Here is a 24,134-nt window from a genome sequence, read left to right as displayed (position 1 = left end):
CTATTCGTTGCTCCCTGTACCTTTTGCTGCTAAATACTGATACATTTGCCAGCGCGTATCCACATCTGCTTGTGCTTCTTTGAGCAGACGTTTAGCTTCCTCCGGCTTACTGGTGGCCAACATCTTAAAGCGATTCTCCGAGTAGAGAGTTTGCGCTACGGTAAGCTTAGGCGCACGGCTATCCAATTGCAGGGGATTTTTGCCTTCTTTAGCTAAATCGGGATGATAACGGTACATTAACCAGCGACCGCTTTCCACCACTTCTTTTTGATGGTTCATGGCGGTGGTCATGTTGATCCCGTGAGCAATACAGTGAGAATAGGCGATAATTAACGATGGCCCGTTGTAAGCTTCCGCTTCTAGGAAAGCTTTAATCGTTTGCTCGTTTTTTGCTCCCATAGCCACGCTGGCCACATAGACATTACCGTAGGTCATGGCCATTAAACCGAGGTCTTTTTTCGGTCCTGGTTTGCCACCAGAAGCAAATTTAGCTACGGCGGCGCGAGGAGTAGCTTTCGAGGCCTGGCCGCCCGTATTCGAGTAAACTTCCGTATCCATGACCAAAATATTCACATTGCGACCACTAGCTAAAACGTGATCTAAGCCACCATAACCGATGTCGTAGGCCCAACCGTCACCCCCGACAATCCAGACGCTTTTCTTGACCAGATAATCGGCCACGGATAACAACATTTTCACCTGCGTGGTCGGGGTTAATTGCCCTAAACGGGATTTTAGGGCCTCTACCCGATGCCGTTGTTCGTAAATTTCCGCTTCATCGACTTGGTGACAATTGAGAATATCTGCCGCTAGACTTTCTCCGATTTCACTAGCGAGGGTTCCTAAGAGTTCTGCGGCAAATTCTGCCTGTTTATCGATGGAAACTCGGAATCCTAAGCCAAATTCGGCATTATCTTCAAAGAGGGAATTCGACCAGGCCGGCCCGCGACCTTCGGCGTTAACTGCCCAGGGTGTTGTCGGTAAATTACCTCCGTAGATAGATGAACAACCGGTGGCATTAGCCACTATCATGCGATCGCCAAATAGCTGACTGACTAATTTAACGTAGGGAGTCTCACCACAACCGGCACAAGCGCCGGAAAACTCAAAGAGAGGTTCCTGCATTTGCTGATGGTTAATTTTATTGAGATTTAAGCTTAATCGGTCTGGATTAGGCAAATTAAGGAAGAAATCCCAGTTAACTCGTTCCTGTTCCCGCAGGGGCAATTGGGGAGCCATATTAATCGCTCTTAGACGCGGTTGCGATTTGTTTTTAGCGGGGCAAACATCAACACAGAGACCGCAACCGGTACAATCTTCGGCGGCCACTTGGATGGTGAATTTTAGCCCTTTCCAGTCGTGATCCTTGGCATTAGCGACTTTAAAGGTTTCCGGGGCCGTGGCTAATTCGGCCTCATCATAAACTTTCGAGCGAATAACGGCGTGGGGACAAACGAGAACGCATTTACCGCACTGAACACAGACATCCGCATCCCAAACGGGGATTTCTTGGGCAATATTGCGTTTTTCCCATTGGCTAGTGGCGGTGGGATAGGTCCCATCGTTGGGAAGGGAGCTAACGGGCAATTCATCCCCGTGACGGGCGATAATTTTGCCGAGGACTTCTCGGACGAAAGCGGGTGCAGTGTCGGGAATTGGTGGTCTTAACTCAAAAGCTTCAGGGGTGACAGTGGCGGGAATTGGGACTTGATAGAGGTGTTCTAGGGCAGAATCCACAGCTTTGATGTTCATCTGCACGATTTCTTCGCCTTTCTTGCCGTAGGTCTTGCGGATGGCTTTTTTGATTTGTGCGATCGCATCTTCCCGAGACAAAACCCCCGCTAGGGCAAAGAAACACACCTGCATCACGGTATTAATCCGGCTGCCCATGCCCGCTTCTTTGGCTACTTGAGTCGCATTAATCGTATAAACTTGCAGATTTTTATCGATGATAGTTTGCTGGAGATGGCGAGGTAAGTGACTAAATACCTCCTCCGGTGGATAGGGACTATTCAGCAGAAAAATTGAGTTCGATTTAGCGGTTTCTAGCAGATCAAATTGTTCGACAAATTCCCACTGATGACAGGCGATAAAGTTAGCATCAGTGATTAAATAGGTAGAGCGAATCGGATGGGGGCCAAAGCGTAGGTGAGAAACGGTGACGGAGCCAGATTTTTTGGAATCATAGACGAAATAACCCTGGGCATAATTATCAGTATCTTCACCGATAATTTTAATTGAATTTTTGTTAGCTCCCACCGTACCATCGGAACCTAAACCGTAGAAAACCGCCCGCACTACTTCGTCTGGTTCAGTGGAAAAACTGCGGTCATATTCCAGACTGGAAAAGGTGAGATCGTCAACGATACCAATAGTGAAGTGATTTTTCGGTTTGTCGAGACTTAAGTTATCAAATATACCGGCAACCATGGCCGGAGTAAATTCTTTGGAAGATAAACCGTAGCGTCCTCCCACAATTTTCGGCAGCTTGCCTTCGTACTCTTCCATAAAGGCATTTACCACGTCTAAATATAGCGGATCGCCCCCGGCACCGGGTTCTTTACAGCGATCTAAAACGGCTATTTTTTTCACTGTAGTGGGCAAAGCTGCCAGTAATTTGTCGGCGGCAAAGGGACGATAGAGACGAACTTTTAAAACCCCAACTTTAGCCCCATTTTGATTGAGATAATCAACGGTTTCATGGACGGTTTCCCCTCCCGATCCCATTAAAATAATCACTCTTTCGGCATCGGGCGCACCGTGGTATTCATAGAGATGGTATTGCCTTCCTGTTAATTGGGCAAAACGATCCATAATTTTTTGGGCGATATCGGGACAAGCATGATAGAAAGGATTGACGCTTTCCCTTGCCTGGAAATAAACATCGGGATTTTGTGCCGTGCCTCGTAACACCGGTCGATCGGGAGTTAAAGCCCTTTGACGATGGGCAATAATTAGGTCTTCATCGATCAGTTCTTTGAGAGTTTCATCGCTAATTAATTCGACTTTTTGCACCTCATGACTGGTACGAAACCCATCAAAAAAGTGCAGAAAAGGAATCCTGGTTTCTAGGGTGGTAGCCGTGGCAATAGCCGCCAGATCTTGAGCTTCTTGAACGGAATTAGCCGCTAACATAGCCCAACCCGTACTTCTGGCAGACATGACATCACTATGATCTCCAAAAATTGACAACCCTTGGGCTGCTAAAGCACGGGCCGCCACATGGACTACTGAAGAGGTTAATTCTCCCGCAATTTTGTAGAAGTTGGGGAGCATTAATAATAATCCCTGGGAGGAAGTGAAAGTGGTAGTTAAAGAGCCTGTTTGTAGCGCTCCGTGCAGGGTTCCCGCTGCCCCACCTTCGCTCTGCATTTCGATTACGGAAGGAATGGTTCCCCAGAGATTAGCTCTGCGTTCGGCTGCCCAACTATCGGACCATTCACCCATAGGCGAGGAGGGAGTGATAGGATAAATAGCGATCACTTCACTGAGACGATAGGCAACGCGCGCAACAGCTTCGTTACCATCTATGGTTGCATAGGTTTTTGTGGTCATGTGTTCCCCTTAGTTTTTACGATATTTGTCGGGATTTTAAGTTTTTTTACGGCTCAATTTCGCACTAAATATCCCCTCGTTTCCCTGACAACCGAAGGATTTTCTTGAGCGTCGCTTTTGACTCCCTATCTACTATTGGACGCTTACGGCAGACAGGCTTAAGTAGAGCGATTTTTCTGTCTCCACCTCGATCATTATCCAGATTCTCGGCTTTCTAGCAATTCGTTATTTTTTCTTAATACGCTGCTGAGTTTGCCAGCAATTGTCACCTGGATTAATTAATATTGAGAATTGATAAGTAATCGTGCAGAATTAATTTCCTAAATTTTTGATTTTTGCCAGCGGTCTCAATAACCAGTTGATTTAGTCGGCCGATGAAGTTAAGATGTACTAGGTTGAACACAAATGAACTAAAGTACAAATTATCTTAACCCAAGGATAGGAAAATAGATCATGACTAACCTCGAATCCCTTACTCAAGCGCAACAGGAGTTGTACGACTGGCTAATTGAGTACATTCGCACTACGCAACACGCCCCTTCCATCCGGCAAATGATGCGAGCGATGAATTTACGCTCTCCCGCACCGATTCAAAGCCGTTTAGAACGTTTACGCACCAAAGGCTATATTGATTGGACAGAAGGAAAAGCACGCACCCTGCGGATTCTCAAACAACCAGTGCAGGGTTTACCGATTCTCGGCGTGATCGCTGCCGGTGGTTTAGTGGAACCCTTCACCGATGAGGAAGAAAAACTCGATCTTTCTAACCTGTTGCAACGCAGTCAAGACTGTTATGCTCTGCGCGTTTCCGGAGACAGTATGATCGAGGATCATATTGCCGATGGGGATCTGGTGATTATGCGTTCTCTGACGGGTAGTGAAGCGGTGTCCAATGGGGAAATCGTCGCCGCTAGAGTCGAAGGCCACGGTACTACTTTAAAACGTTTCTACCAAGAAGGCGAAATCATCACTCTCCAACCCTCCAATCAAAAATATCAACCAATTACAGCCAATACTGAACAAGTACAGGTGCAAGGGGTTTTGGTTGGTGTTTGGCGCGGTTATTAGCCAAAACTGGGGCGCACTTAAGCGCCCCGATCATTTTTCCTCTCCTTGGCTTCTGGAAAAAAATCGGGTTGGCAAACTAGGATAATATAAGGGTTTTAGCCTATCCCGCACTCAGGTGTCTTAACTTTTATGCCCAAAAAACAGAAGTATCCCCATCTCTTGGGGTCAAAATGGACGGCAAAACAAAAAACATGGGGCTGGCGACATTTTCAAGTGGTCAATCGTCAAAATCGCGGTCAATGGGTTTTTGCCGAATTAGTCGCTTCCTGCGATCCGACCGTCCGCTTCTGGATTAATGCTAAACAGTTGCAAGACGCGAATCTCTGGCAATCCGGTTGGCAAACCCTAACGGAAATGAACCAACCGGACAGCGCCGACGAGATTATTGTAAAGTGAACTACTCTCAAGGTCTAGTGCCTTAGTGCCATCCTAGAGGTCAGATGTCACTGAGGTAAAGCGGATGACCCTAGCAGAATTGCCGGAGATAACTCAACGATCCCAGAAGTGGAAACGGGGTCTATACTGATAGAATATTCGCAAAATATTCCTAAAAGTCTTTCCCAGTAAACATTTCATGATTCTATAAGCAAAAATTATCACACAAAGTCGAGGAGAGCCTGATGATTCTGATGATGTTGACACGATCGCCAAGTCACTAGCTGAAGAAAAAGCCCAATGCTGAAGTGAAGAGACCGCAAATTAACCTAAAAAGAGATAGAAAGAGATAGAAAGGATGAATAGAAATCTAAGTGAAGAAGAACAAAAGAAGCCGCTTTTAAAAAACGCTGACAAACAGTTAAATCTGCCTAATTCAAACGAAGCAATAAAAGCAAGTTATGGAGCCAACTTTCAATCTCATCTCTTAGAGCAGTACAAAATGTATGTGGAGATGATGGATAGAGTTACTGAAAGAAGAGGAAAGACTAATACCTTCTATTTGTCATTACTATCTGGCTTGCTAACTCTGGTTCCTGTACTGGTTGAAAAAATCTTGTTACCTCAATCTAAAGATAAATATATTGTTCTACTAATATTAGCAACTTTGGGATTTTGTCTCTGTTTTATATGGCGTAGCAATATTGATTCATATAAACAAATTAACTTTCTGAAATTCCAGGTAATTTACGAAATAGAGCCAAATTTACCTTTCCCTTGCTACAAGAGAGAATGGGAAATATTGGAGGAAAATCCGCGCATCCAATATAGACGTTTATCCAAGATTGAGAAGTATGTTCCTTTGATTCTTGCCATTCCATACCTTGGTTTATTTATTTACTCTCTATCCGGCTTACTCAGATGATTCGTTTAAATCAAAAAAGCTAGGATCAAGTTTCAGTCAGATAATTGTAGATGAAGATGATAGTAAATTCGGGAGGATTTCGTCTGGTGTCGTTTGACTCAGGCAAACTAGGTCCAACGGTATGTGTGGTAGGAGGGGTACATGGAGACGAGACTTGTGGACTCAATGCTATCGAGGTTTTGGAGCGTGAGTTAGCTGTAGGGGGCAGACTTTTACGAGGTCGTTTGCTGACGCTAGTTGCCAATCTGAAAGCCATTCGACTTACAAGACGTTTTGTTGACTTTGATCTCAACAGAGCTTTCGGAAAATCTGACGCTTTTGGACACGAATCTCAATTGGCTAAGGATCTCGCCTCCTATCTGATAGAGATGGACTATATACTAGATTTGCATTCAACCTCTGCTCCAACAAGACCTTTTTGTGCTGGGGCTTTAACAGATCGCCATTTGGAAATGTTCTGGATGACGGGATTAGAGATTTATACTCACGGCTGGGAAGTTCATCGAGGACATACTATGCTTATAGACGAAGTTAACCGGTTAGGCGGAGTTGGAGTGATCGCCGAATGTGGAAGAACGGGCGCTCGTGAGACGGATGAGATCGCTTATAGCACTACTATTCACCTCCTTCAAGAACTAAAAATGCTTGCGCCTGTTAAGTTACAGCCTACAGCAAGCCATAGGATTGTTAGGATTGAACAGATCATAAGAGCTAATAGTGACAGGTTTTCCTTCACACGCCATTTTGAAAACTTCGATCCAGTCAAGGCGTTTGAGGTAGTGGCTTATGACGATGGAGAACCAGTTACATATCATCTTCCGTTTGCCATTGCTATGCCCACACAAGGTAAACTACAAGTGGGGGATGAGGCTTTTGGAGTAGGCATAATCGAGTAATCTTTCTTTACTTCACTCATCTCTTCAAATTAAAGAATTATTACCTCTACAATGGAGTTTTTTATGGAAATACTAGTCTTTATCTCTTGGTCAGGCGAGTGGGGGAGGCCACTAGCGGAACATCTCGCCGACACAATATTTAAATATTCTCCTCTAAAAAGTTGGATATCATCTCGTGATATACCTCCAGGAGAAAACTGGTATGACGCAACTATGAAAGCTTCGCAGCAAGCCAAAATTGGCGTTGTCTGCTTAACTCCTGGTGCTTCTAAAAGCTCTTGGCTAAACTTTGAGACTGGTTTGCTAGTCGCACGGCTAGAAAAAATTAAGATTATCAATTTTGGTGAAAGATTAATTGAGCCGTTAAAACGCTATCAAGCAATTGAAGCTGCTAACCGTGACGATTGGGTAAAATTGCTACAAGATATGAATTCTGAATGGAACAACAAGATGTGTCAAGCATTGGTAAACGGCTGGTTTCCTGACTGGCAAAAGTTTTTGGCAGAGCGAACACGATCTCCTCATGTTTATTTCCGTGACATAGGTAATATCCTCGGCAGGGTTCATGATGAAGTAGAAACACTAAATTCTCAAAATGCTTATGTCAAGAAAAACCTTTGCTTTCAAAGAGTTATTTATGACTCTTATTCTCAACTTTATGAGCGTTCTAGAAATATAGAATCGACCTTTTCACTTCCAGCATCTCAGTATCCATTATATCTTATTTCTTTACAAAGAAATCTAGAAAATTGTTATGTCAAGGCAATCGCTCTCGTCAACGTCGAAGAACAGTTTTGGTCACAGCCGATGGGACAGGAAATTTTAACAACTTCGTGTTCAGAAAACATTAGAGTGTTTGCATTTTTCTCTGAAAAGGAGTTTGATTACCATCTAGCAAGTCTCCGAGAACATTCTAAGAAATACAATGTTTATGCAATAAGTTTGGCAAAGCTATCAGATGTCTTGGGAGCTAACAATACTAAAGACTTTTCTATTATTGAGGTATCAGGAAGCAAGCTGCTTGCAGTATATGATGATGACAACACGGAAGAAAAGAATATCTCTTTTATTGCTGATCTAAACATGATTGCCCAGCACGAAGAATTATTTGAGAAATTATTATCCTCAAAAATACCTGTTTTTATACCTCCCCATACTATCCAAGAGAAAGCAGAGACTGATTCCCTAAGAGCGAGGATTTTTAAAGACCTAGTTCCCTATGAAAGAAAACTTATAGAAATGTCTGAATATATTGATGTAATACCCTATGATGAACATGAAGAAAAGCACGCTTATTATCAAGATATGATGTCAAAAATGATCGAAATTTTTTTAGAGCATAGTAGCAATAATTCTTCCCCAATCAGAATATTAGAATTAGGTGCAGGTACGGGCATTTTTACTGTCCGCTTAAATAAAATTACCAATGTAACTGAGATAGTGGCCGTAGAAATTGACTGGCATTGCTATCAAATTCTTAAAGGTAAATTCAGAGAGCAATATAAAAAAGTCAAGACTCTTAATAAAGACAGCCGTACTTACAATCCAGAGGGAGAATTTGATTATATATTTTCCTCGTTTGCAGACCATCATATTAAGACGGCTGACAAAGCAAAATACTTTGATAATATCAAGCAGAATTTGAAGCCTAATGGTCTAATGATTGTAGGAGATGAATTTCTTCGTAAACATGATCCGAATGATAGGGATGATCGAGACTCTGCTTTGAAAGATTACCACAGTCATATTATTGACATTGCTAAAGGACAGGGGGAAATGATTTTGGCAGAACTTGAGAGACAAGCCTTACAATCTGGTCTGGAGGAAAAGGGAGATTTTAAAGTCTCTTGTGAGCAGTATGAAAAATTGCTGAAACAAGCAAAATTTAAATTTAAAAAAGAGAAAATTGGACCTGAAAATATAGATAATATTGGTGGTGTATATGTTTACACTGCATGGCTACCTACTTAGGGTTTGCGGCAAAAAGTTTTTCCTGGGGGCAGGGTGTGGGGTGTGGGGTGTGGGGTGTGGGGTTTTACTGGTTTTGAGGTAGTCAATTACCTAATTTTCAGGGAAAAAGTACCTCAATTTTCCCCCTGATCACTCCCATGCCTGGTACTTTTTGATTGACAAAAAGTTTAAAAGTCTTACCAAACAAGGTTTTTAGATTTTTTCAGCAAACCCTATTTAAATTGCCTCTTGCCTCGTCTCAACAAGCAATTTAAATGCGCGGGCAGCTTAGGGACTTGCGTGGGAATAATATCCCAATCGATCGGAGGGCGCAAGCTTTGCGCCCCTACAGTAACGGATTTTGTTCACAATGTAGGGGCGAACTGCGTTCGCCCAAAAGGTACATTATCAAAGCGCAAGTCCCTTACAGCTTATTGCTGTTCCATAAAAGTCCGCACCGTACCATCAGAACCAAGAACTAGACGCAATTGGGGATTACCAGAGATATCGAGGGGAGACACGAAAGGTTGATTAAGCAGGGGCATATTAGTGCGATCGAGATAGATTTTCGCCGCCTGTCCCAGGGGAATAATCTGTTTTAGGGAACCATCCTGATTTAAGACCAAACGGTACTCTAGAGTATGCTTGAGACTTTCCGGCGGTTGCCAACGGGATTGAAAATATTCTCTGGTTTCTGCCACTTGGGGAATTGTATCTAGTAAATTCGTCTCTGGGGCTTTAGCGGTGCTTGTGGGCGTTTTTCGGTCTAAATTGACATTTTCGGGGTTAATAGGGCTTATAGGCGGTAAATTGGGCAATTTTGGCGGTGCTGGAGTCGGATTCATCGTGGTGGGGGGAAGATTTGCAAGTGCATTTGTACCCTGAGCGCCAGTGACGGGGGGGGCAGTAATCGGGATGTTCTGATTATTCGGTTCAATTATGATCGCCGTGCCGCCGGGAAGCGAACCCGTGACTGGTGGCGGCGGTACAGGGGACGGCGGAATCACTAGGGGGACGCTAGAGGGGCGCACTGGGACTGGAACGGTTGCCACGGGCGGCGGTGGCGGTAAAGGGGCTTTATTGCCCAAATTTGCCGGTAACTGCGGGTTTGGGGCGGCTGTTCCCGTGGGGGGTAAAGGCAGCGTTGGCAAGGGTTGGGGAATCTTGGCGTTATTGGGATCGCTGGTTAAATCATTGTTGACCACTTCTTGCCGTTGATAAAATGCGATCGCTATTCCCCCGATAGTTATTAGGGCTGAGGCGATTAATCCCGTCCAGATCAGGGCATTTTTTCGAGTTTTCTGGCGAATTAATGGGGGTATTAGGGGGCTTTCATGGTTATATTCCCCTAAAGCATTGGCTAGATCGAATAATTGCGATGTGGTTAATTCGATCTCCTGTTTATCCTGATCGGTTAGCAGGGAACCTAAAAATAATTGATGCTGGAGAAGTCCCCGACAACGGAGGGAGGGTAAGGAGGGGAGATGACTTTCGGGGGAACCACTAGCCACGAAAGAGAGGGTAGAAACGGGACTAGAGAGTAAATTCTGCACATAATTAGCGACAATTTCCCCTAGGAGTTGTAATTGTGTCCGATCGCCTTTGATCGTCACCTGTTTTTCCTCACTCAATCTAGGATCATCAAAACGCAATTGAAAGTGGGCATCGTTTAAGACATTTTTACCCAGCCAAACCGCTAGAGGCGAACTATTTCCCCAAATTTCTAGGGTACAGGTGGGGGGTGTATATTTGCGAATTAGATTACTCATTTTTAGTTATCGGTGGGAATTATGAATTATGAATTATGAATTATGAACTGGGAAGCTTTTTTTCAGTGTTGCCAAAGGCACGGCGTAGCCGTCCAGTAAACAGTAAACAGTAATCAGTGAACTGAAAACTTACATCTGAAAACTTACATCTGATAACTGATAACTGATAGGCTTTTTATTTTTTACTTGCCAAAAGGGTGTGCCAGAGAAGGAGATGACTGCGGGGACTGCTGTAGAACAATAAATCGATTAATAATTTCCAAGCTAGGGAAGTTAGGCTAGAATCAATGAGATTATTTTCCGATATTTCTGGGTATTTTAAGCGAAAATTATCAATATAATTGCCCAAAAGCGTGGTTTTGACCGGTTCTTCTCCTTGAGTTCCCACTTGTTCCAAAAGAATTACAGCGCGACGGATTAACTCTTGCTTTTTTTGGGCTAGATGACAGAGGAGGAGAACTAGAGAACGGATGTCCGCTAGGGAAAGTTTTGACTGGGGTTGCCAGTGGTGGGCAACTAGGCGATCGCTTGTATCTGCATCTAAGGCTAATTCTTGGGCTGCTTGGGTGATAGACTCGGAGTCTAAATTAGCTAGAGAGACTAAAGCCGCCAAAATCAGGTTTAAATAGCTATTAATATTCTCTAACTGCTCGTTACTGGGTGAGATAGCTAGGGGTAAATCCTCACCCGTGGAGGACTCGGCAGACTGAGGCATAGTCAAGGACATAGATAATAAGGAATTGCCAGCAGAAAAACTTGGGTTTAGGAGAAAAAATCACTGGTTCTAAAGTGTCATAATAATTGAGATTGTTCTTTTCTTGCACGTCCGCTCACCGATTGCCTCCCACCCAATGAGTTTAGAATCCGCTACCGATGAAGTCATTAAGCAAAATTTGGAACAATTTCTAATTGTTTTGTCCGTTTCCCTGAGTGTGGCCACGGTTTCGAGGATTTTTAGCTGGTTTCGCCAAATTCCTTACACCCTATTGTTAGTGATAGTCGGTTTAGGTTTAGCTTTCATCGATATCCGTCTGGTGAACCTATCCCCCGAACTGATTCTAGAAATTTTTCTGCCCCCTTTGCTATTTGAAGCCGCTTGGAATACGCGCTGGCGAGATCTGAAGGATAATTGGATTCCCGTCAGTCTTTTCGCTATTGTCGGCGTAATTATCTCGATTTTCGGGGTTGGCTTTGCCCTAGATGAATTGACCAATTTACCCCTATTTACGGCCTTATTAGTGGGTGCGAGCCTTTCTTCTACGGATCCCGTCGCTGTTGTCGCTCTTTTTCGGGAATTAGGGGCCAGTAAAAACCTCACCGTGCTTTTGGAAGGGGAAAGCTTATTTAATGATGGGGTCGCTGTCGTCGCTTTCGCTCTTTTGGTGGAAATTCCCCTCGGTGCTAGTGGTCTATCCTTAGAGACAACCATTAGCCGGATTGCGGCTTTTATCGGTATCGGGGTGGCAGTGGGTTGTTTAGTGGGTTTTGGTATTTCCTATCTGACTCAACGTCTGGATTTACCCCTAGTGGAACAGTCTTTAACTCTTGTGTCCGCCTACGGTGCTTATCTATTAACCGAGGAGTTCGGGGGTTCGGGGGTAATCGGAGTGGTGACTACGGGGATTATTTTGGGTAATTTTGGCTCTAGAATTAGTATGAGTCCCCGTACCCGCCTATTAGTCACGCAATTCTGGGAGTTTCTCGCTTTTTTTGTCAATTCGATCGTTTTTCTCCTCATCGGCGATCAGATCCGTCTCTCCAGTTTAGCCGATAATCTCAATTTAATTTTTATCACGATCGTCGCCGTGGTGGCGGCCCGTTTTCTGGCTACTTTTGCTTTGGCAACTGTTAGTAATGCCTTGATGGAAACTAAAATTAATTGGCGGGAAAAAACGGTTTTATGGTGGGGAGGTTTGCGCGGTTCCGTTTCTATTGCCCTAGCTTTAAGTGTGCCGGTTATTTTTCCCAATCGTCAGGATATCATCGATATCGTCTTCGGAGTTGTTCTCTTTACCCTTTTGGTTCAGGGATTAACTATTCAAACTTTCCTATCGAGATTAGACCTGATCGGTGATCAACCAATTCGAGAAAACTATGCGGAACTTTTAGCCCGACGGGTAGCTTTAAAAAGGGTTTTAGACTATCTTTCTAAGTTAGATAAATCTCCCGATGTTGCCCCCGAATTCTTTAGTTATGAGCAGCATCTTGTCAAAGAAAAGTTAAAGACTGTAGAAGCGGAAATTCAATCTCTCAACGATAGTTATCCTCAATTACAGCTATTGACAATGGAACAACTTCGGGAAACCCTCCTAGATATCGAAGCTGATACCTACGCTGAATTTATTCGATCCGGCCGTTTAACTAGCAATTTATCCCCCGTCCTCCAAGAAATTCTCGCTGAAAGTAAAATTAGTGAACAGTAGGACTATTTATTTTGGGGTATATACAATCAATCTCAATTCTCCTAACGACCGACGACTGGGTTTTATGACAAAAACCCCTCCAATTAATGAAAGGGTTTTTGTGGGGTTTTATGGGGGATTTTAGGAGACTTTTGTAGTTTCTTTTTCAGTGGATTGGGAAGGTTTTAGTTTGCGCTTGAGGGTTGAGGCTGCGCCGAGTGTGCCGAGAGCGAGGAGGCTTAAAATAGAAGAAGGTTCTGGAACTGCTTGCAGACGAGCGTATACTAGAATACTATCTGAAGGTAAATCCACTTGTCGTACACCTATAAATGGTGTGCCATCATTATTAAATTTTTTACCACTTGACCAATATGAAGTCGTTTCAGTTGTCGGATCATATTCATACGGAATATAAAATATATCTATACCGGGAGATAAAAATGAAAGATCTGCTGATATATTTTGTAAATAAAAATCTAATCCCACAGCTGATTCTTCCATTGCAGCTTTAGCATCTATTGAGGTAACAAGATCAAATATAGGTGGATTTCCATATACATCAAAGATAGTTCCTTCTTCCAAAGTAATATTATAAGTTCTTGTTATACCTGAACTAGGTAAAGTAAGAGATACTCCGTTTATACCACTTATCACATTTGGACTTGAAAATACAAGTTCATATGCCTGACTTGGAGATGAAAACACACTTGCGAGAACACCAATAGCCATTGCGCTAGAGGCAGTGTATTGAGTTAATTTATTGACTGTTAACATGATTAAAAATCCAGAGACCATAGAGCGCGATTGCCCCCCTCGCAGCTAGGTCAAGCAACACTCCAACCCAGCGCCAAAAGGAGATGACAAAAGGATACACATTACCCCCCCCCACACTGTATTCTAAGCTACAATTTAATAAATCTTTATATTCTTCTCCCTAGCTTAGGGATTCATAGGGGAAAGAGTCTCAGGTATTTTCCCCTGTTTTACTGCTTCTCAGGCGACCGATCGCCTTCCGTGAGGGATGGTGGCGCGGTGTGTCAGATTCGGTAATAGGGTTCAAAATTTCGCTAACATTATTAGGTGATTATTTATTAACTGTTGTTAAGTCTTGCATCTCCCCAGTGGGCATGATTTCTAGACTAGAGGTTATCTTGGTAGTTGGGAGGGTATATTATACATTGCTGGCGATCGCAGTATAATTTCTGAGTTTATGGAGTTAGAGTCAAAAGATGGAGTTCGAGTGGGATGACCAAAAGAACAACATCAATATTGAAAAACACGGGATCGACTTTAATTTTGCCAAGGAAATCTTTTCAGGAGTCTGGATATCAAAACATGATAATCGCAGAGACTACGGCGAAGAAAGATTAATCGCTTTGGGACTTTTAGGAAAATTCGTCCTAGTTGCAGTGTACACTCTACGAGAACAGAAAATACGGCTTATATCTACAAGACGCTCTAATGCAGAGGAAAGGAGAATTTATTATGAGTATGTCGAGAGAGGAACAATTAAAGCTCCTTGGTCAGATGAAAGATTCTGATATAGATTATTCAGATATAGCTGCTACTGATGCCGAATTTTGGCAAGAAGGTACTGTTAATTCTCCTCTAAAAGTTCCTGTAACTCTGCAGCTTGAACCCTCAGTTGTTGCTTGGTATAAACAGCAATTTCCCAAAAAATATCAGACTTTAATTAATGCCGTACTAAAAAAATATATGCTAGAACATAATTATTAATTCCGTTTCTGGTTCATAGAAAACTTTGACTTGAGCCATAGGGTTTTCCCTTAAGCAGAATTCGCGCCGCCTCCAGTTCATAATGCAAGACCAGAAGCTGATCGCCTGGCAGAATAGCCATCGCATATTCCCGCCCCTGACTGTCAGAAAATTCCACTAAATATTGATAGTGCGAACCTTTTTCATGCACCTCAACCACCGTTCCCACCTGTACGCTCGGTAAGCTGGGGACAGCTTCATAATCTGGTTCAACTAAAGTCAATCGCTCGCGAGGGACAGGGTTGAGGATGGCAACCAGATCTAAGAGTTTGAGGGGTGATTAGAAAGGAATATCGTCTAAATTTTCCTCCACCGATGTGTCGCTGGGTTGCCAAGCGGAAGGATTAGAAAGTTCATAGGATGCGTCATATTCAAAGTCCCCGGTGGAGACAGGTGCGACGGGTTTTTCCACCTCGGTTTTATTCGATTTGTGGGTATTGATTGGCACGACTTTTTCCGGAGTCGGGGCTGCCATTTCACCGCTACTCACGCTACCGTCAAGATGATAAAGATGACTAATGACTAATTCGGCCCGTTTTTCCTTAAAACCTTCGGGACGATCGATCGTCTGCATCGAGAGACGACCTTCCAAAATTACTTGATCGCCTTCATGATAGTTCTGAGCGACTTCTGAGGCTAAATTTCCCCAAGCTACGGCCCTTAAATTAGCTGGGGTTGCCTCGGCACGATTGGGAGAAAACTCGACTAACATTTGAGCGTAGGGAGTTTGATTATCTTGGGTATAACGTAATTCGGGACGACGGACAATTTTAGCCATTAAAATGCAACTGTTCATGGTCGAAAATTAGTCTGAATTTTTCTAATAGCACCATTGTACTGAAAAAGTACAAGGATCACCACTGGGGAGGTTGGAGAATTTTATGGGACTCTGGTTAAGAAAAAATCTCTTTAACACTTGGTACAACGTCATCTTAACCCTTGCGGGTCTATTTCTCGGCCTCTGGGGTGGTTTAAGTTTTCTCGATTGGGCGATAAATCAGGCAAAATGGGCTGTAGTGACGGAAAATCTCGGTTTATTTGTGGTCGGTCGTTATCCAGAGCAGTCAATATGGCGAATTTGGCTGATTTTAACGATAATTGCGGCTTTATCACTGTTTTCTTGGCAATTAAACCAGGGTCGCTTCCCCGATTGCCCCGCTTTTCTGCAACGCTGGTGGGGATTGATGTGGTTATTGACTTTACCTTTAATCGCTTGGTTGCTATTGGGGGGATTGTTTTTAACGACAATTCCCCTCGATGATCTCAGTGGTTTAATCTTAACTTTATTAGTAGCGATCGCCAGTATGATTTTATCTTTCCCCTTGGGGGTATTATTAGCCCTGGGGAGACAGAGTGAATTACCGGCAATTCGTTGGCTATCTATTGGCTATATCGAATTATTGCGCGGTTTACCTTTGTTGGGAATTTTATTCATGGCCCAGGTGATGTTACCCTTGATTTTACCCGCCGGGACGAGACCAGAACGGGTGATCAGAGCGATCGCCGGATTTACCCTTTTTGCAGCAGCCTATCTGGCCGAAAATGTCCGGGGTGGTTTACAAGCGATTCCCAAAGGTCAAATTGAAGCGGCCAAAGCCTTGGGTTTAAAACCGATTTTCGTTCTATTATTGATCGTTCTACCCCAAGCTTTAAAAGCGGTCATTCCCGCTATTGTTGGTCAATTTATCAGTTTATTTAAGGATACTTCTCTACTGGCGATCGTGGGATTGGTGGACCTCTTGGGTATGGCAGGATCGGTTTTAGCTAATCCGAAATTTATCGGCGATTATCCAGAGGTTTATCTATTTTTGGCGTTTATTTACTGGATTTTCTGTTATTCTATGTCCCTAGCCAGTCGTAGGTTAGAACAGCGTTGATTGGGGTGTGGGGAAGTTTTATCAGTGAACAGTAAACAGTGATCAGTAAACAGTAAACTGAAAACTCACATCTGATAACTGATAACTGATCACTGATAACTGATAGATGGCTACCTGGCTTTTTGTCATAAATATTGATATGATTTAACAATCAGCAGCAATTTATGGTAAATATATTTATTTAGGAGAGGGAGAAAATGGCTGGATTCTTTGGCCTGTTTGGCAATAAGACGAAATACGTCGATGAACCGATGGATATGAGCGCACCGGAACCGAAAGAGGCTTTTTACTTGGAACCCGATGACGCTAAAACTCTCGGTGATATCGACTTTATGCGGACACCGATCACGATCCGACGTACTTTCCCGAAAACTGCCTCGAATAAAAAGGGTGGCGAATCGATTAAACAGATTTCTTCTATGGAAGTCAGCAAAGTCACCGATAACGGTATTGTGGCAAAATCGGCTACTTCCGAGGCTAATAGTAAGGCTAACGCTGCTAATGATAACGTTCGTCGCGCTAACGATGACAATATCAATCCTTTCCTGAAAATGGCCCGCGAAATCAAGAAATAGTATAGGGTTTGCTGAATAAATCTAAAAACCTTGTTGGGTAAAACTTTTAGACCTTTTGGCCATCAAAAAGTAATGGATCTGGGAGTGATCGGGGGAAAAATCCCTGGACTTTTTCCCTGAAAATTAGGTAATTGACCCCCTCAAAATCGGTAAAACCCTACACCCGTTCGGCTGAGCTCACGGCCGAAGCCCACACCCCACACCCTACACCCTGCCCCCAGGAAAAACTTTTTCAGCAAACCCTAGTATAGTAAGGTGAGCATTGGCCACCCTTGATATCAAACTTTGGTGGGGAAAGCCCACCTTTTTTATGACCATTATTAACGGAAAAACCAAGTTATTAGGCGTAATCGGCGATCCTATCGGCCATACTCTTTCTCCCCCCATGCACAATGCCGCTATCGATGCCTTGGGGCTAAATTATGTCTATCTTCCCCTACCGATCGCCCCGGAAAATTTAGCAACTGCGATCGCTGGCTTGGCTGCCATCGATCTAGAGGGTTTTAGCGTCACAATTCCCCATAAATTAGCAATTATTCCCCTATTATCGCAAATTACGGAGAAAGCCAGGCTAGTAGGCGCAGTTAATACCGTCTGGCGCACGGAAACCGGCTGGCAGGGAACAAATACCGATGTGGATGGCTTTCTCGCACCCTTGAAATCCCTTGACAAAGATTGGAGTCAGGTGAATCCAGTTATTTTGGGCAATGGCGGCGCGGCCCGGGCGGTAGTGGTGGCTTGCGCCCAGTTGGGCTGTGGCGAAATTCATGTGGTAGGACGCAATCAAAAGAAATTAGATCCTTTTAAAGAAAGTTGGGCGAATACCAGCCTCTATGACCTCCTAGAAGTGCATAGCTGGGACGAATTAGAGGGGCTGGTATCCACCACAGAACTCCTGATTAATTCTACCCCGATCGGAATGTCTCCCCAGGGCGAACAATCCCCAGTTGAGTTAGAATTATTAGACCTTTTGCCATCATCTGCGATCGCCTACGATCTAATTTATAATCCCCGGCCGACCAAATTTCTCCGGTTGGCCCGGACTAGAGGGATAAGAATTATTGATGGGTTAGAAATGTTAGTTAATCAGGGAGCGATCGCACTAGAAATCTGGTTAGGTCAACCGGTCCCCGTCTCGGTCATGCGGGAAGCTTTGTTAAAACAATTCTAAATGCTAAAATCCTATTTCTGGCTTTATTTATGCCCCCTTCTAGTTCCTTTTGGAAAACTCTGAATAACTCGATTCTAGTACGCTATCTATTATTATTTGGCTGTGGCTGGAGTCTAATTATCTTAATTAACTATTTCTACGGGATGATCGCTATTTTTACCGGTTCGGCAGTCCTGGCCGCTCTATTAAATTATCCCGTGGTTTGGTTATCCCGTTATCTACCGAGAGGACTAGCCATTGCTATTACCACCCTAGTAGCTTTTATCCTCCTATTTAGATTAGTCACAGGCATAGGATTAGAAGCGGTTAATCAGGGGAGAGGACTACTATTTAATCTTACCGATGCCCTTAGTCAAAAAGATTTTTTACCCTTTCAAGACTTTCTCGATCGATTAGATTTGAATAAAATGGTGGGAAGCTTACAAACCGGTTTAGCCACGGGTTTATCGCTCGTACAGGGAGTTTTTTCCAGTGTCTTTACGGGCATTTTCGGGGCGGTGATCAGTGTTTATATGCTCATCGACGGTGATAAACTCTGGCGAAGTTTTTTGCAACTTCTCCCCCTAGCATACCGGGAGCGTTTTGCCAAGTCTTTTCGACAAAGTTTTCTGGGATTTATTCGCGGGCAACTGTTGTTAATGCTCTTTTTATCCGTGACGAGTTTCTTAAGTTTTTCCCTATTGGGAATCAAATATGGGCTAATTTTAGCGAGCATTCTCGGTGTTATCGATGCTATCCCGGGTATCGGGGCAACCCTGGGCATTTTGTTGGTAACTATCTTGACTTTTACCTCCCAGGGACTAGCAATTGCCGTTAAAGCTTTTATTGTCTGTGTTGTCTTGGTGCAAATTCAAGATAATATTCTTCGCCCTAAAGTTATGGGCAATGCCCTAGAATTAAACCCAGTAATTTTATTTTTATCCCTCTTTATCGGCGAAAGAGTTGCGGGATTATTAGGAATTTTTCTCTCCATTCCTATTGCTGGAATGATTGCGATCTGGATCGGATCGAGTGAAGAAAAACCAATAACAGATTTAGAGGAAAATCAGTTAGGAGAAAGTCAGGAGAATTAAGGGCTGATCCCCAGTCTCTACTATACAATTAGAGAAATTTGTTATCTACAACACTCGATCGCTACCTATGGAAAACCTAGATTTAAAGAAATCCTCGCCCCTCTTATTTATCTCACCGTTTTTTCTCTGGGGAACAGCGATGGTAGCGATGAAGGGTGTTATCCCCCATACTACCCCCCTATTTATGGCGGGAATTCGCCTTGTCCCCGCCGGAATGTTAGTTTTAATAGTAGCTTGGTTTTTAGGTCGTCCTCAGCCCAAAACCCTGCAAGCGTGGCTATGGATTGCCCTTTTTGCTCTGATGGATGCCACTCTTTTTCAAGGTTTTCTGGCATTGGGATTAAATCGCACTGGGGCGGGGTTAGGATCGGTAATTATTGACTCCCAACCCCTAGCGGTGGCTTTAATGTCCAGTTGGCTATTTAAAGAAGTTATCGGTGTCTGGGGATGGTTGGGATTGGGTTTAGGGATTGGGGGAATTAGTTTAATTGGCTTGCCCGATCAATGGTTTTATGACTTTTTTGGACAAAAAGCGGTAAATATTGACTTTAGCTGGCAAGAATTACTAAATAGCGGCGAAATGCTCATGCTTTTGGCTTCCCTATCCATGGCGGTGGGAACAGTCTTAATCCGGTTTGTCTGTCGTCATGCGGATCCCGTCAGCGCCACCGGATGGCACATGATTTTAGGAGGATTGCCGCTATTTTTAGCTTCAGGTTTGAGAGAATCCCATCAATGGCAGAATATAGATTTAAATGGTTGGTTAGCTTTAAGTTATGCCACGATTTTTGGTAGTGCGATCGCCTATGGAATATTCTTTTATTTAGCCGCCAAGGGCAATTTAACCAGTTTAAGTTCTTTAACTTTTTTAACTCCGGTTTTTGCCCTCAGTTTCGGGAATTTATTCCTTGGTGAGATGTTAAGTATATTGCAATGGGTGGGGGTATCTTTAACCCTTGTTAGTATTTATTTAATCAATCAAAGGGAAAGAATCGCCCCACAAGTGCGAGCAATTTTTGCTAATCTTTCCTCACTTATACCCAAAAGCAACTAACTCAATCCTCAGATAATATAGTTAGCTTTTCTCCCGATGGATCGTATTTAAAAAAAGCTTCTACGCCATAACCGCAGCGATCGCTATTATCCCAGAAAGCGGCGACTAAACTACCGCGACGAAAACAGCCAATTTGACAGTAAACCTCGTCCGGTTGCAGACAGGCAACGGCTAGATTGAGCAGGGGAAAGAGATTGATATCAGAATAGGAGGCGGTTTTTTCGCTTAAAAGGGTTAATTGCTCGGAAATAGGCGACATTAAAGCCGATCCCCAATCCTGATACTGTTGGGGCAGTTTTTCTAAGAATTTCTGTAAATCCATACCTTAGCTCTTGCAAAAGTGACGATCCTCACCCCTTAATCATAGATCGTTATCTTCGGGATGAAGTCACTGCCTTAATTGTGGAAGAGTGCTAATCTGATCTATTAGCCCATCAGCACAAGTAGACCAACTTCTGATATGCCCTACAACTGCTTCCAGATCAAATTTTGGGGAGTACGGGGAAGTATTCCCTGTCCAGGTTCGGAAACCGTTCGTTATGGTGGTAATACTTCCTGTGTGGAGATGCAAGTCGGTAGAGAAAGATTAATTTTTGACGGTGGTACGGGGTTACGCATCCTAGGACAGTCTTTGATGGCAGAAAGTCCAGCGAAAGCCCATTTATTTTTCAGCCACTCCCATTGGGATCATATTCAAGGTTTTCCTTTTTTTACCCCCGCTTTTATCAGGGGCAATACTTTTAAAATCTATGGGGTTCCCTCCCCCAACGGGGCAACCATGAAGCAAAGATTAGACGATCAGATGTCACACCCTAATTTTCCCGTGCCTTTGCAGATTATGCGGGCCGATTTAGAATTTTATGATCTAGAAATCGGCGAAACCCTCCACTATGGCGATGTCAGCGTCGAAACCCGTCCTTTAAATCATCCGGGGGAAGCGGTGGGTTATCGGGTAAATTGGCGGGGTTTATCGGCAGCTTATATTACCGATACCGAACATTTTCCCGATCGCCTTGATGATAACGTTTTGGCTTTAGTCCGGCAAGCGGATGTGATGATTATTGATGCTACCTACACCGATGAGGAATACAACGATCCTAAGTATTCTAAGGTGGGTTGGGGTCATTCCACTTGGCAGCAAGCAGTCAAAATCGCCCAGGCAGCCCAAGTTAAGCAGTTAGTTCTATTTCATCACGATCCCGCCCATAATGACGATTTTCTCGATCGCATTGGTGAACAGGCAAGAAAGATTCTGCCTCAAACTATTCTCGCCCGGGAAGGCCTGTTGATCGAACTACGACCGGAAGGTTCTCGGATAGATGAAGTGTAATCTAAGTCACTGTTCCCCACCATGAAGATAACTGCTCCCCGTGAGCGCAGATAAGATAGAATGATATAACTTCATCTGGGATTTTCTCTGATGCCATATTATAAAAATGTCCAATCAATCCTCACCTAACTCCACAGAAATACAAGCAATTTTTGATCAGATCGCTCCCGAATATGACCGACTCAATCAAGAATTAAGTTTAGGATTACACCGTATCTGGAAATTAATGACAGTCAAATGGTGTCAACCCAAAAAAGGGGATTTTGCCCTCGATATCTGTTGTGGTAGCGGCGACCTGACTAACCTATTATCAAAACAAGTGGGTAAAACCGGCCAAGTGATCGGACTAGATTTTTCCCCACAACAATTAAAAATCGCCCATCAACGTTTTAGTGCCACTAATATTAACTGGATGGAGGGGGATGCCCTCAATTTACCCTTTGCCGATTCTAGCTTTGATTGTGCCACTATCGGCTATGGATTACGCAATGTGGTCGATATTGCCCAATGTTTGGGGGAATTATACCGAGTCCTGAAACCGGGTGCTAAAGCGGCGATTCTTGACTTCCATCAACCCACCGAAACCATCGCCAAATTATTCCAAAACTGGTATCTCGATCATATCGTCGTTCCGGCTGCCGAGCGTTACGGTTTAACTGACCAGTACGCTTATATTAGTCCCAGTATCGATCGCTTTCCCCGGGGCCCAGAACAGGTAAAATTAGGCTATAGGTCGGGATTTTCCGGTGCCGTTCACTATCCACTCCTAGCAGGACTGATGGGAGTGTTAGTCTTGAAGAAATAACTTACTCACATTTCCGTTTATTTTTTGCTGCTAAATTGAATCTCCCTACTCTTTGGACATGGATCTTACCGCCGATCGCGGGGGCAATTATTGGCTATTTTACCAACGATGTAGCCATTAAAATGCTATTTCGTCCCTACAAGGCGATTTATATCGGTAAGCGTCCTCTTCCCTTCACTCCGGGGCTAATTCCTCGCAATCAAGATCGATTAGCTGTCCGGGTATCGGATACGATCATGGGTTCCCTGTTAACCCCCGAGGAATTACAAAAACTGGCTAAACGACTCCTCGACACCGAAAGGGTACAGGGGGCGATACTCTGGCTGTTACAATTAGCTTTAAAACAAATAAAAGGCGATCGGCAAGCAAAAACCGCCGAGATTTTGGCGGCGATTCTTCACGATTTATTCGGGGAATCTTTAGCGAGATTACTAAAAGTTTTAGCCCGACGGCAGGACTTTTTAGAAAAACAGATCAATCAAATTTTTGATCGCCTAGTCTTGGAATTTTCTCTCAGTGAACAACAGGCGCGACAATTCTCCGATTGGCTATTAGAAACCGTCCTACCTGCTGATGTTATCCGTCTAGCTTTAATCGATTTTTTAACCGATCGCAATATTCAAGTTATCGATGAAGGATTTCGAGAAAAAACCAGTGGAACCTATTGGGTAGTAGCCAATTTATTCGGTTTACGCAATGCCCTCGCTCGCTTACGCACTTTTTGCCTTGATGAAAAGGATTTAGCTAATACCAGAATCAAAGAATTATTACTATCTTTAGAGATGCGTAATCGTCTGAAAAACTGGTTACAAAGTATCTCTTTACAAAATTTACCTATCTCCACTGTCAGACAATTGCGTAAAACCACTAGGGATACGGTGCGAATTTATATTCAAGAAAGTGGCGAACAATTTCTGCAAGATTTTGGACAAACGATCGACTGGGATCAAATCGCTAATTTAATTATTAATCGTCTGCAATCTTCGGGGTCAATGACTACATCATTAGGGGTAATTAGTCAAGAGTTAGCGTTAATTTTAGAGCGTTATCTAGAGGAAGATTTAGAGAAATTAGTCGCCCAAATTATCCCGATTCTCAACATCGATCAAGTGATCCGCGATCGGGTAAATGCTACTTCGCCGGCCGATCTGGAAAATGCTATTCAAGGCATTGTTAAACAGGAATTACAGGGAATTGTTAATCTTGGTGGGATTCTCGGTCTTCTAGTCGGACTAATGCAAACAATTATTTTAATTGCACAGAATAGAGGGTAATAATTAGGGTTTGCTGAAAAAGTTTGTTGGTGGGGGCAGGGTGTGGGGTGTGGGGTGTGAATTTTCCCCCTGAAAAAGCCTTAATCTAACAAGGTTTTTAGATTTATTCAGCAAGCCCTAATTAGGGTTTGCTGAAAAAGTACGGGCGAAGCATTCGGGCAATAACCTATCGGTGAAACCGTAGATTTTTTATCCGAATGCTTCGCCCCTACAGGACGCGGGCCGATGAAGACGCAAGGTTTTGAAGCACGATTCTCTC

At 43.6% G+C, this 24,134-nt stretch carries 23 protein-coding genes; 16 read left to right on the top strand and 7 right to left on the bottom strand.

Annotated features, from left to right (window positions below):
* Complete coding sequence (gene nifJ / locus ACOCD9_RS07205) at nucleotides 1-3,555, bottom strand: pyruvate:ferredoxin (flavodoxin) oxidoreductase (protein ID WP_419546907.1); 3,555 nt, start codon at nucleotides 3,553-3,555, stop codon at nucleotides 1-3.
* A gap of 453 nt (nucleotides 3,556-4,008) precedes the next feature.
* Between nifJ and lexA the strand changes: the two genes are divergently transcribed.
* The 5 genes from lexA to ACOCD9_RS07180 all read left to right on the top strand — a co-directional run bounded on the left by lexA (nucleotide 4,009) and on the right by ACOCD9_RS07180 (nucleotide 8,790).
* On the top strand, nucleotides 4,009-4,623 hold the full coding sequence (lexA, locus tag ACOCD9_RS07200) for a transcriptional repressor LexA (RefSeq protein WP_287661965.1): 615 nt from the start codon (nucleotides 4,009-4,011) through the stop codon (nucleotides 4,621-4,623).
* A 129-nt stretch (nucleotides 4,624-4,752) separates the two neighbouring features.
* Nucleotides 4,753-5,019 carry a TIGR02450 family Trp-rich protein gene (locus tag ACOCD9_RS07195; RefSeq protein WP_002754323.1) on the top strand — a complete coding sequence of 89 codons (267 nt, stop codon included), beginning with the start codon at nucleotides 4,753-4,755 and terminating at the stop codon, nucleotides 5,017-5,019.
* Nucleotides 5,020-5,356: 337 nt separating this feature from the next.
* A complete protein-coding gene (locus ACOCD9_RS07190) occupies nucleotides 5,357-5,923 on the top strand; it encodes a RipA family octameric membrane protein (protein ID WP_287693513.1) in 567 nt (188 codons plus the stop codon).
* A gap of 56 nt (nucleotides 5,924-5,979) precedes the next feature.
* The gene (locus ACOCD9_RS07185; RefSeq protein ID WP_419546906.1) at nucleotides 5,980-6,819 is read left to right on the top strand and encodes a hypothetical protein; all 840 of its coding nucleotides are present in this window, start codon (nucleotides 5,980-5,982) and stop codon (nucleotides 6,817-6,819) included.
* Nucleotides 6,820-6,882: 63 nt separating this feature from the next.
* The gene (locus ACOCD9_RS07180; RefSeq protein ID WP_287693509.1) at nucleotides 6,883-8,790 is read left to right on the top strand and encodes a methyltransferase domain-containing protein; all 1,908 of its coding nucleotides are present in this window, start codon (nucleotides 6,883-6,885) and stop codon (nucleotides 8,788-8,790) included.
* Nucleotides 8,791-9,200: 410 nt separating this feature from the next.
* On the opposite strand, the gene ACOCD9_RS07175 is transcribed toward ACOCD9_RS07180, so the two are convergent.
* Nucleotides 9,201-10,538 (bottom strand): DUF4335 domain-containing protein, encoded by a 1,338-nt coding sequence (locus ACOCD9_RS07175; RefSeq protein WP_419546905.1) that lies wholly within the window; start codon nucleotides 10,536-10,538, stop codon nucleotides 9,201-9,203.
* 175 nt (nucleotides 10,539-10,713) lie between these two features.
* Nucleotides 10,714-11,253, bottom strand: a complete 540-nt coding sequence (locus ACOCD9_RS07170) for a DUF3038 domain-containing protein (RefSeq protein ID WP_271935893.1) — start codon at nucleotides 11,251-11,253, stop codon at nucleotides 10,714-10,716.
* Between the two features lie 136 nt (nucleotides 11,254-11,389).
* On the opposite strand from ACOCD9_RS07170, the gene ACOCD9_RS07165 reads away from it, so the two are divergent.
* The gene (locus ACOCD9_RS07165; RefSeq protein WP_419546903.1) at nucleotides 11,390-12,961 is read left to right on the top strand and encodes a Na+/H+ antiporter; all 1,572 of its coding nucleotides are present in this window, start codon (nucleotides 11,390-11,392) and stop codon (nucleotides 12,959-12,961) included.
* 120 nt (nucleotides 12,962-13,081) lie between these two features.
* Here ACOCD9_RS07165 and ACOCD9_RS07160 read toward each other — a convergent pair whose 3' ends face one another.
* Entirely contained in the window at nucleotides 13,082-13,714 is a 633-nt protein-coding gene (locus tag ACOCD9_RS07160; protein WP_419546902.1) for a PEP-CTERM sorting domain-containing protein, read from the bottom strand.
* A gap of 455 nt (nucleotides 13,715-14,169) precedes the next feature.
* Between ACOCD9_RS07160 and ACOCD9_RS07155 the strand changes: the two genes are divergently transcribed.
* On the top strand, nucleotides 14,170-14,481 hold the full coding sequence (locus ACOCD9_RS07155; protein WP_419546901.1) for a BrnT family toxin: 312 nt from the start codon (nucleotides 14,170-14,172) through the stop codon (nucleotides 14,479-14,481).
* Nucleotides 14,468-14,677, top strand: a complete 210-nt coding sequence (locus ACOCD9_RS07150) for a BrnA antitoxin family protein (RefSeq protein ID WP_287703578.1) — start codon at nucleotides 14,468-14,470, stop codon at nucleotides 14,675-14,677. Before ACOCD9_RS07155 ends, ACOCD9_RS07150 begins: the two co-directional genes overlap by 14 nt.
* Nucleotides 14,678-14,690: 13 nt before the next feature.
* On the opposite strand, the gene ACOCD9_RS07145 is transcribed toward ACOCD9_RS07150, so the two are convergent.
* Both ACOCD9_RS07145 and ACOCD9_RS07140 read right to left on the bottom strand, forming a co-directional pair.
* Entirely contained in the window at nucleotides 14,691-14,975 is a 285-nt protein-coding gene (locus ACOCD9_RS07145; protein ID WP_287703598.1) for a DUF4926 domain-containing protein, read from the bottom strand.
* Nucleotides 14,976-14,996: 21 nt separating this feature from the next.
* On the bottom strand, nucleotides 14,997-15,512 hold the full coding sequence (locus tag ACOCD9_RS07140; RefSeq protein WP_419546900.1) for a single-stranded DNA-binding protein: 516 nt from the start codon (nucleotides 15,510-15,512) through the stop codon (nucleotides 14,997-14,999).
* Between the two features lie 85 nt (nucleotides 15,513-15,597).
* On the opposite strand from ACOCD9_RS07140, the gene ACOCD9_RS07135 reads away from it, so the two are divergent.
* From ACOCD9_RS07135 to ACOCD9_RS07115, 5 genes are all read left to right on the top strand, one after another.
* Nucleotides 15,598-16,593, top strand: coding sequence for an amino acid ABC transporter permease (locus tag ACOCD9_RS07135; protein ID WP_419546899.1), 996 nt, complete (start codon nucleotides 15,598-15,600; stop codon nucleotides 16,591-16,593).
* A gap of 197 nt (nucleotides 16,594-16,790) precedes the next feature.
* Nucleotides 16,791-17,168 carry a hypothetical protein gene (locus ACOCD9_RS07130; RefSeq protein WP_002737069.1) on the top strand — a complete coding sequence of 126 codons (378 nt, stop codon included), beginning with the start codon at nucleotides 16,791-16,793 and terminating at the stop codon, nucleotides 17,166-17,168.
* Between the two features lie 310 nt (nucleotides 17,169-17,478).
* Nucleotides 17,479-18,339 carry a shikimate dehydrogenase gene (locus tag ACOCD9_RS07125; protein WP_419546898.1) on the top strand — a complete coding sequence of 287 codons (861 nt, stop codon included), beginning with the start codon at nucleotides 17,479-17,481 and terminating at the stop codon, nucleotides 18,337-18,339.
* Between the two features lie 29 nt (nucleotides 18,340-18,368).
* Entirely contained in the window at nucleotides 18,369-19,412 is a 1,044-nt protein-coding gene (locus ACOCD9_RS07120; protein WP_287703586.1) for an AI-2E family transporter, read from the top strand.
* 67 nt (nucleotides 19,413-19,479) lie between these two features.
* Nucleotides 19,480-20,466: a DMT family transporter gene (locus ACOCD9_RS07115; RefSeq protein ID WP_287703587.1), complete on the top strand. Its 987-nt coding sequence runs from the start codon at nucleotides 19,480-19,482 to the stop codon at nucleotides 20,464-20,466.
* 1 nt (nucleotide 20,467) lies between these two features.
* Here the strand turns inward: ACOCD9_RS07115 and ACOCD9_RS07110 are convergent, their stop codons facing one another.
* Entirely contained in the window at nucleotides 20,468-20,788 is a 321-nt protein-coding gene (locus ACOCD9_RS07110) for a methyltransferase type 11 (protein ID WP_287703589.1), read from the bottom strand.
* A gap of 138 nt (nucleotides 20,789-20,926) precedes the next feature.
* Between ACOCD9_RS07110 and ACOCD9_RS07105 the strand changes: the two genes are divergently transcribed.
* From ACOCD9_RS07105 to ACOCD9_RS07095, 3 genes are all read left to right on the top strand, one after another.
* Nucleotides 20,927-21,796, top strand: coding sequence for an MBL fold metallo-hydrolase (locus ACOCD9_RS07105; protein WP_419546896.1), 870 nt, complete (start codon nucleotides 20,927-20,929; stop codon nucleotides 21,794-21,796).
* Between the two features lie 106 nt (nucleotides 21,797-21,902).
* Nucleotides 21,903-22,601 (top strand): bifunctional demethylmenaquinone methyltransferase/2-methoxy-6-polyprenyl-1,4-benzoquinol methylase UbiE, encoded by a 699-nt coding sequence (ubiE, locus tag ACOCD9_RS07100; protein ID WP_419546894.1) that lies wholly within the window; start codon nucleotides 21,903-21,905, stop codon nucleotides 22,599-22,601.
* Nucleotides 22,602-22,636: 35 nt separating this feature from the next.
* Nucleotides 22,637-23,875, top strand: coding sequence for a DUF445 domain-containing protein (locus tag ACOCD9_RS07095; protein ID WP_419546893.1), 1,239 nt, complete (start codon nucleotides 22,637-22,639; stop codon nucleotides 23,873-23,875).
* Nucleotides 23,876-24,134: the final 259 nt, after the last annotated feature.

The sequence above is a fragment of the Microcystis sp. genome (assembly GCF_048564745.1).
In the GTDB taxonomy this organism is placed as follows: Bacteria; Cyanobacteriota; Cyanobacteriia; order Cyanobacteriales; family Microcystaceae; genus Microcystis; species Microcystis ichthyoblabe_A.
Note: the sequence above shows the minus strand (reverse complement) of the source record. Positions and strands in the feature narration are given on the sequence as shown.

Bases quoted from the DNA above. Each gene is read 5' to 3' on its own strand.
- ACOCD9_RS07195 (WP_002754323.1), top strand. From the start codon at position 4,753: ATGCCCAAAAAACAGAAGTATCCCCATCTCTTGGGGTCAAAATGGACG.
- nifJ (WP_419546907.1), bottom strand. From the start codon at position 3,555: ATGACCACAAAAACCTATGCAACCATAGATGGTAACGAAGCTGTTGCG.
- ACOCD9_RS07150 (WP_287703578.1), top strand. From the start codon at position 14,468: ATGAAAGATTCTGATATAGATTATTCAGATATAGCTGCTACTGATGCC.
- ACOCD9_RS07175 (WP_419546905.1), bottom strand. From the start codon at position 10,538: ATGAGTAATCTAATTCGCAAATATACACCCCCCACCTGTACCCTAGAA.
- ACOCD9_RS07110 (WP_287703589.1), bottom strand. From the start codon at position 20,788: ATGGATTTACAGAAATTCTTAGAAAAACTGCCCCAACAGTATCAGGAT.
- ACOCD9_RS07125 (WP_419546898.1), top strand. From the start codon at position 17,479: ATGACCATTATTAACGGAAAAACCAAGTTATTAGGCGTAATCGGCGAT.
- ACOCD9_RS07130 (WP_002737069.1), top strand. From the start codon at position 16,791: ATGGCTGGATTCTTTGGCCTGTTTGGCAATAAGACGAAATACGTCGAT.
- ACOCD9_RS07155 (WP_419546901.1), top strand. From the start codon at position 14,170: ATGGAGTTCGAGTGGGATGACCAAAAGAACAACATCAATATTGAAAAA.
- ACOCD9_RS07170 (WP_271935893.1), bottom strand. From the start codon at position 11,253: ATGCCTCAGTCTGCCGAGTCCTCCACGGGTGAGGATTTACCCCTAGCT.
- ACOCD9_RS07185 (WP_419546906.1), top strand. From the start codon at position 5,980: ATGATAGTAAATTCGGGAGGATTTCGTCTGGTGTCGTTTGACTCAGGC.
- ACOCD9_RS07160 (WP_419546902.1), bottom strand. From the start codon at position 13,714: ATGTTAACAGTCAATAAATTAACTCAATACACTGCCTCTAGCGCAATG.
- ACOCD9_RS07180 (WP_287693509.1), top strand. From the start codon at position 6,883: ATGGAAATACTAGTCTTTATCTCTTGGTCAGGCGAGTGGGGGAGGCCA.
- ACOCD9_RS07190 (WP_287693513.1), top strand. From the start codon at position 5,357: ATGAATAGAAATCTAAGTGAAGAAGAACAAAAGAAGCCGCTTTTAAAA.
- ACOCD9_RS07105 (WP_419546896.1), top strand. From the start codon at position 20,927: ATGCCCTACAACTGCTTCCAGATCAAATTTTGGGGAGTACGGGGAAGT.
- ACOCD9_RS07165 (WP_419546903.1), top strand. From the start codon at position 11,390: ATGAGTTTAGAATCCGCTACCGATGAAGTCATTAAGCAAAATTTGGAA.
- ACOCD9_RS07115 (WP_287703587.1), top strand. From the start codon at position 19,480: ATGGAAAACCTAGATTTAAAGAAATCCTCGCCCCTCTTATTTATCTCA.
- lexA (WP_287661965.1), top strand. From the start codon at position 4,009: ATGACTAACCTCGAATCCCTTACTCAAGCGCAACAGGAGTTGTACGAC.
- ACOCD9_RS07140 (WP_419546900.1), bottom strand. From the start codon at position 15,512: ATGAACAGTTGCATTTTAATGGCTAAAATTGTCCGTCGTCCCGAATTA.
- ACOCD9_RS07135 (WP_419546899.1), top strand. From the start codon at position 15,598: ATGGGACTCTGGTTAAGAAAAAATCTCTTTAACACTTGGTACAACGTC.
- ubiE (WP_419546894.1), top strand. From the start codon at position 21,903: ATGTCCAATCAATCCTCACCTAACTCCACAGAAATACAAGCAATTTTT.
- ACOCD9_RS07120 (WP_287703586.1), top strand. From the start codon at position 18,369: ATGCCCCCTTCTAGTTCCTTTTGGAAAACTCTGAATAACTCGATTCTA.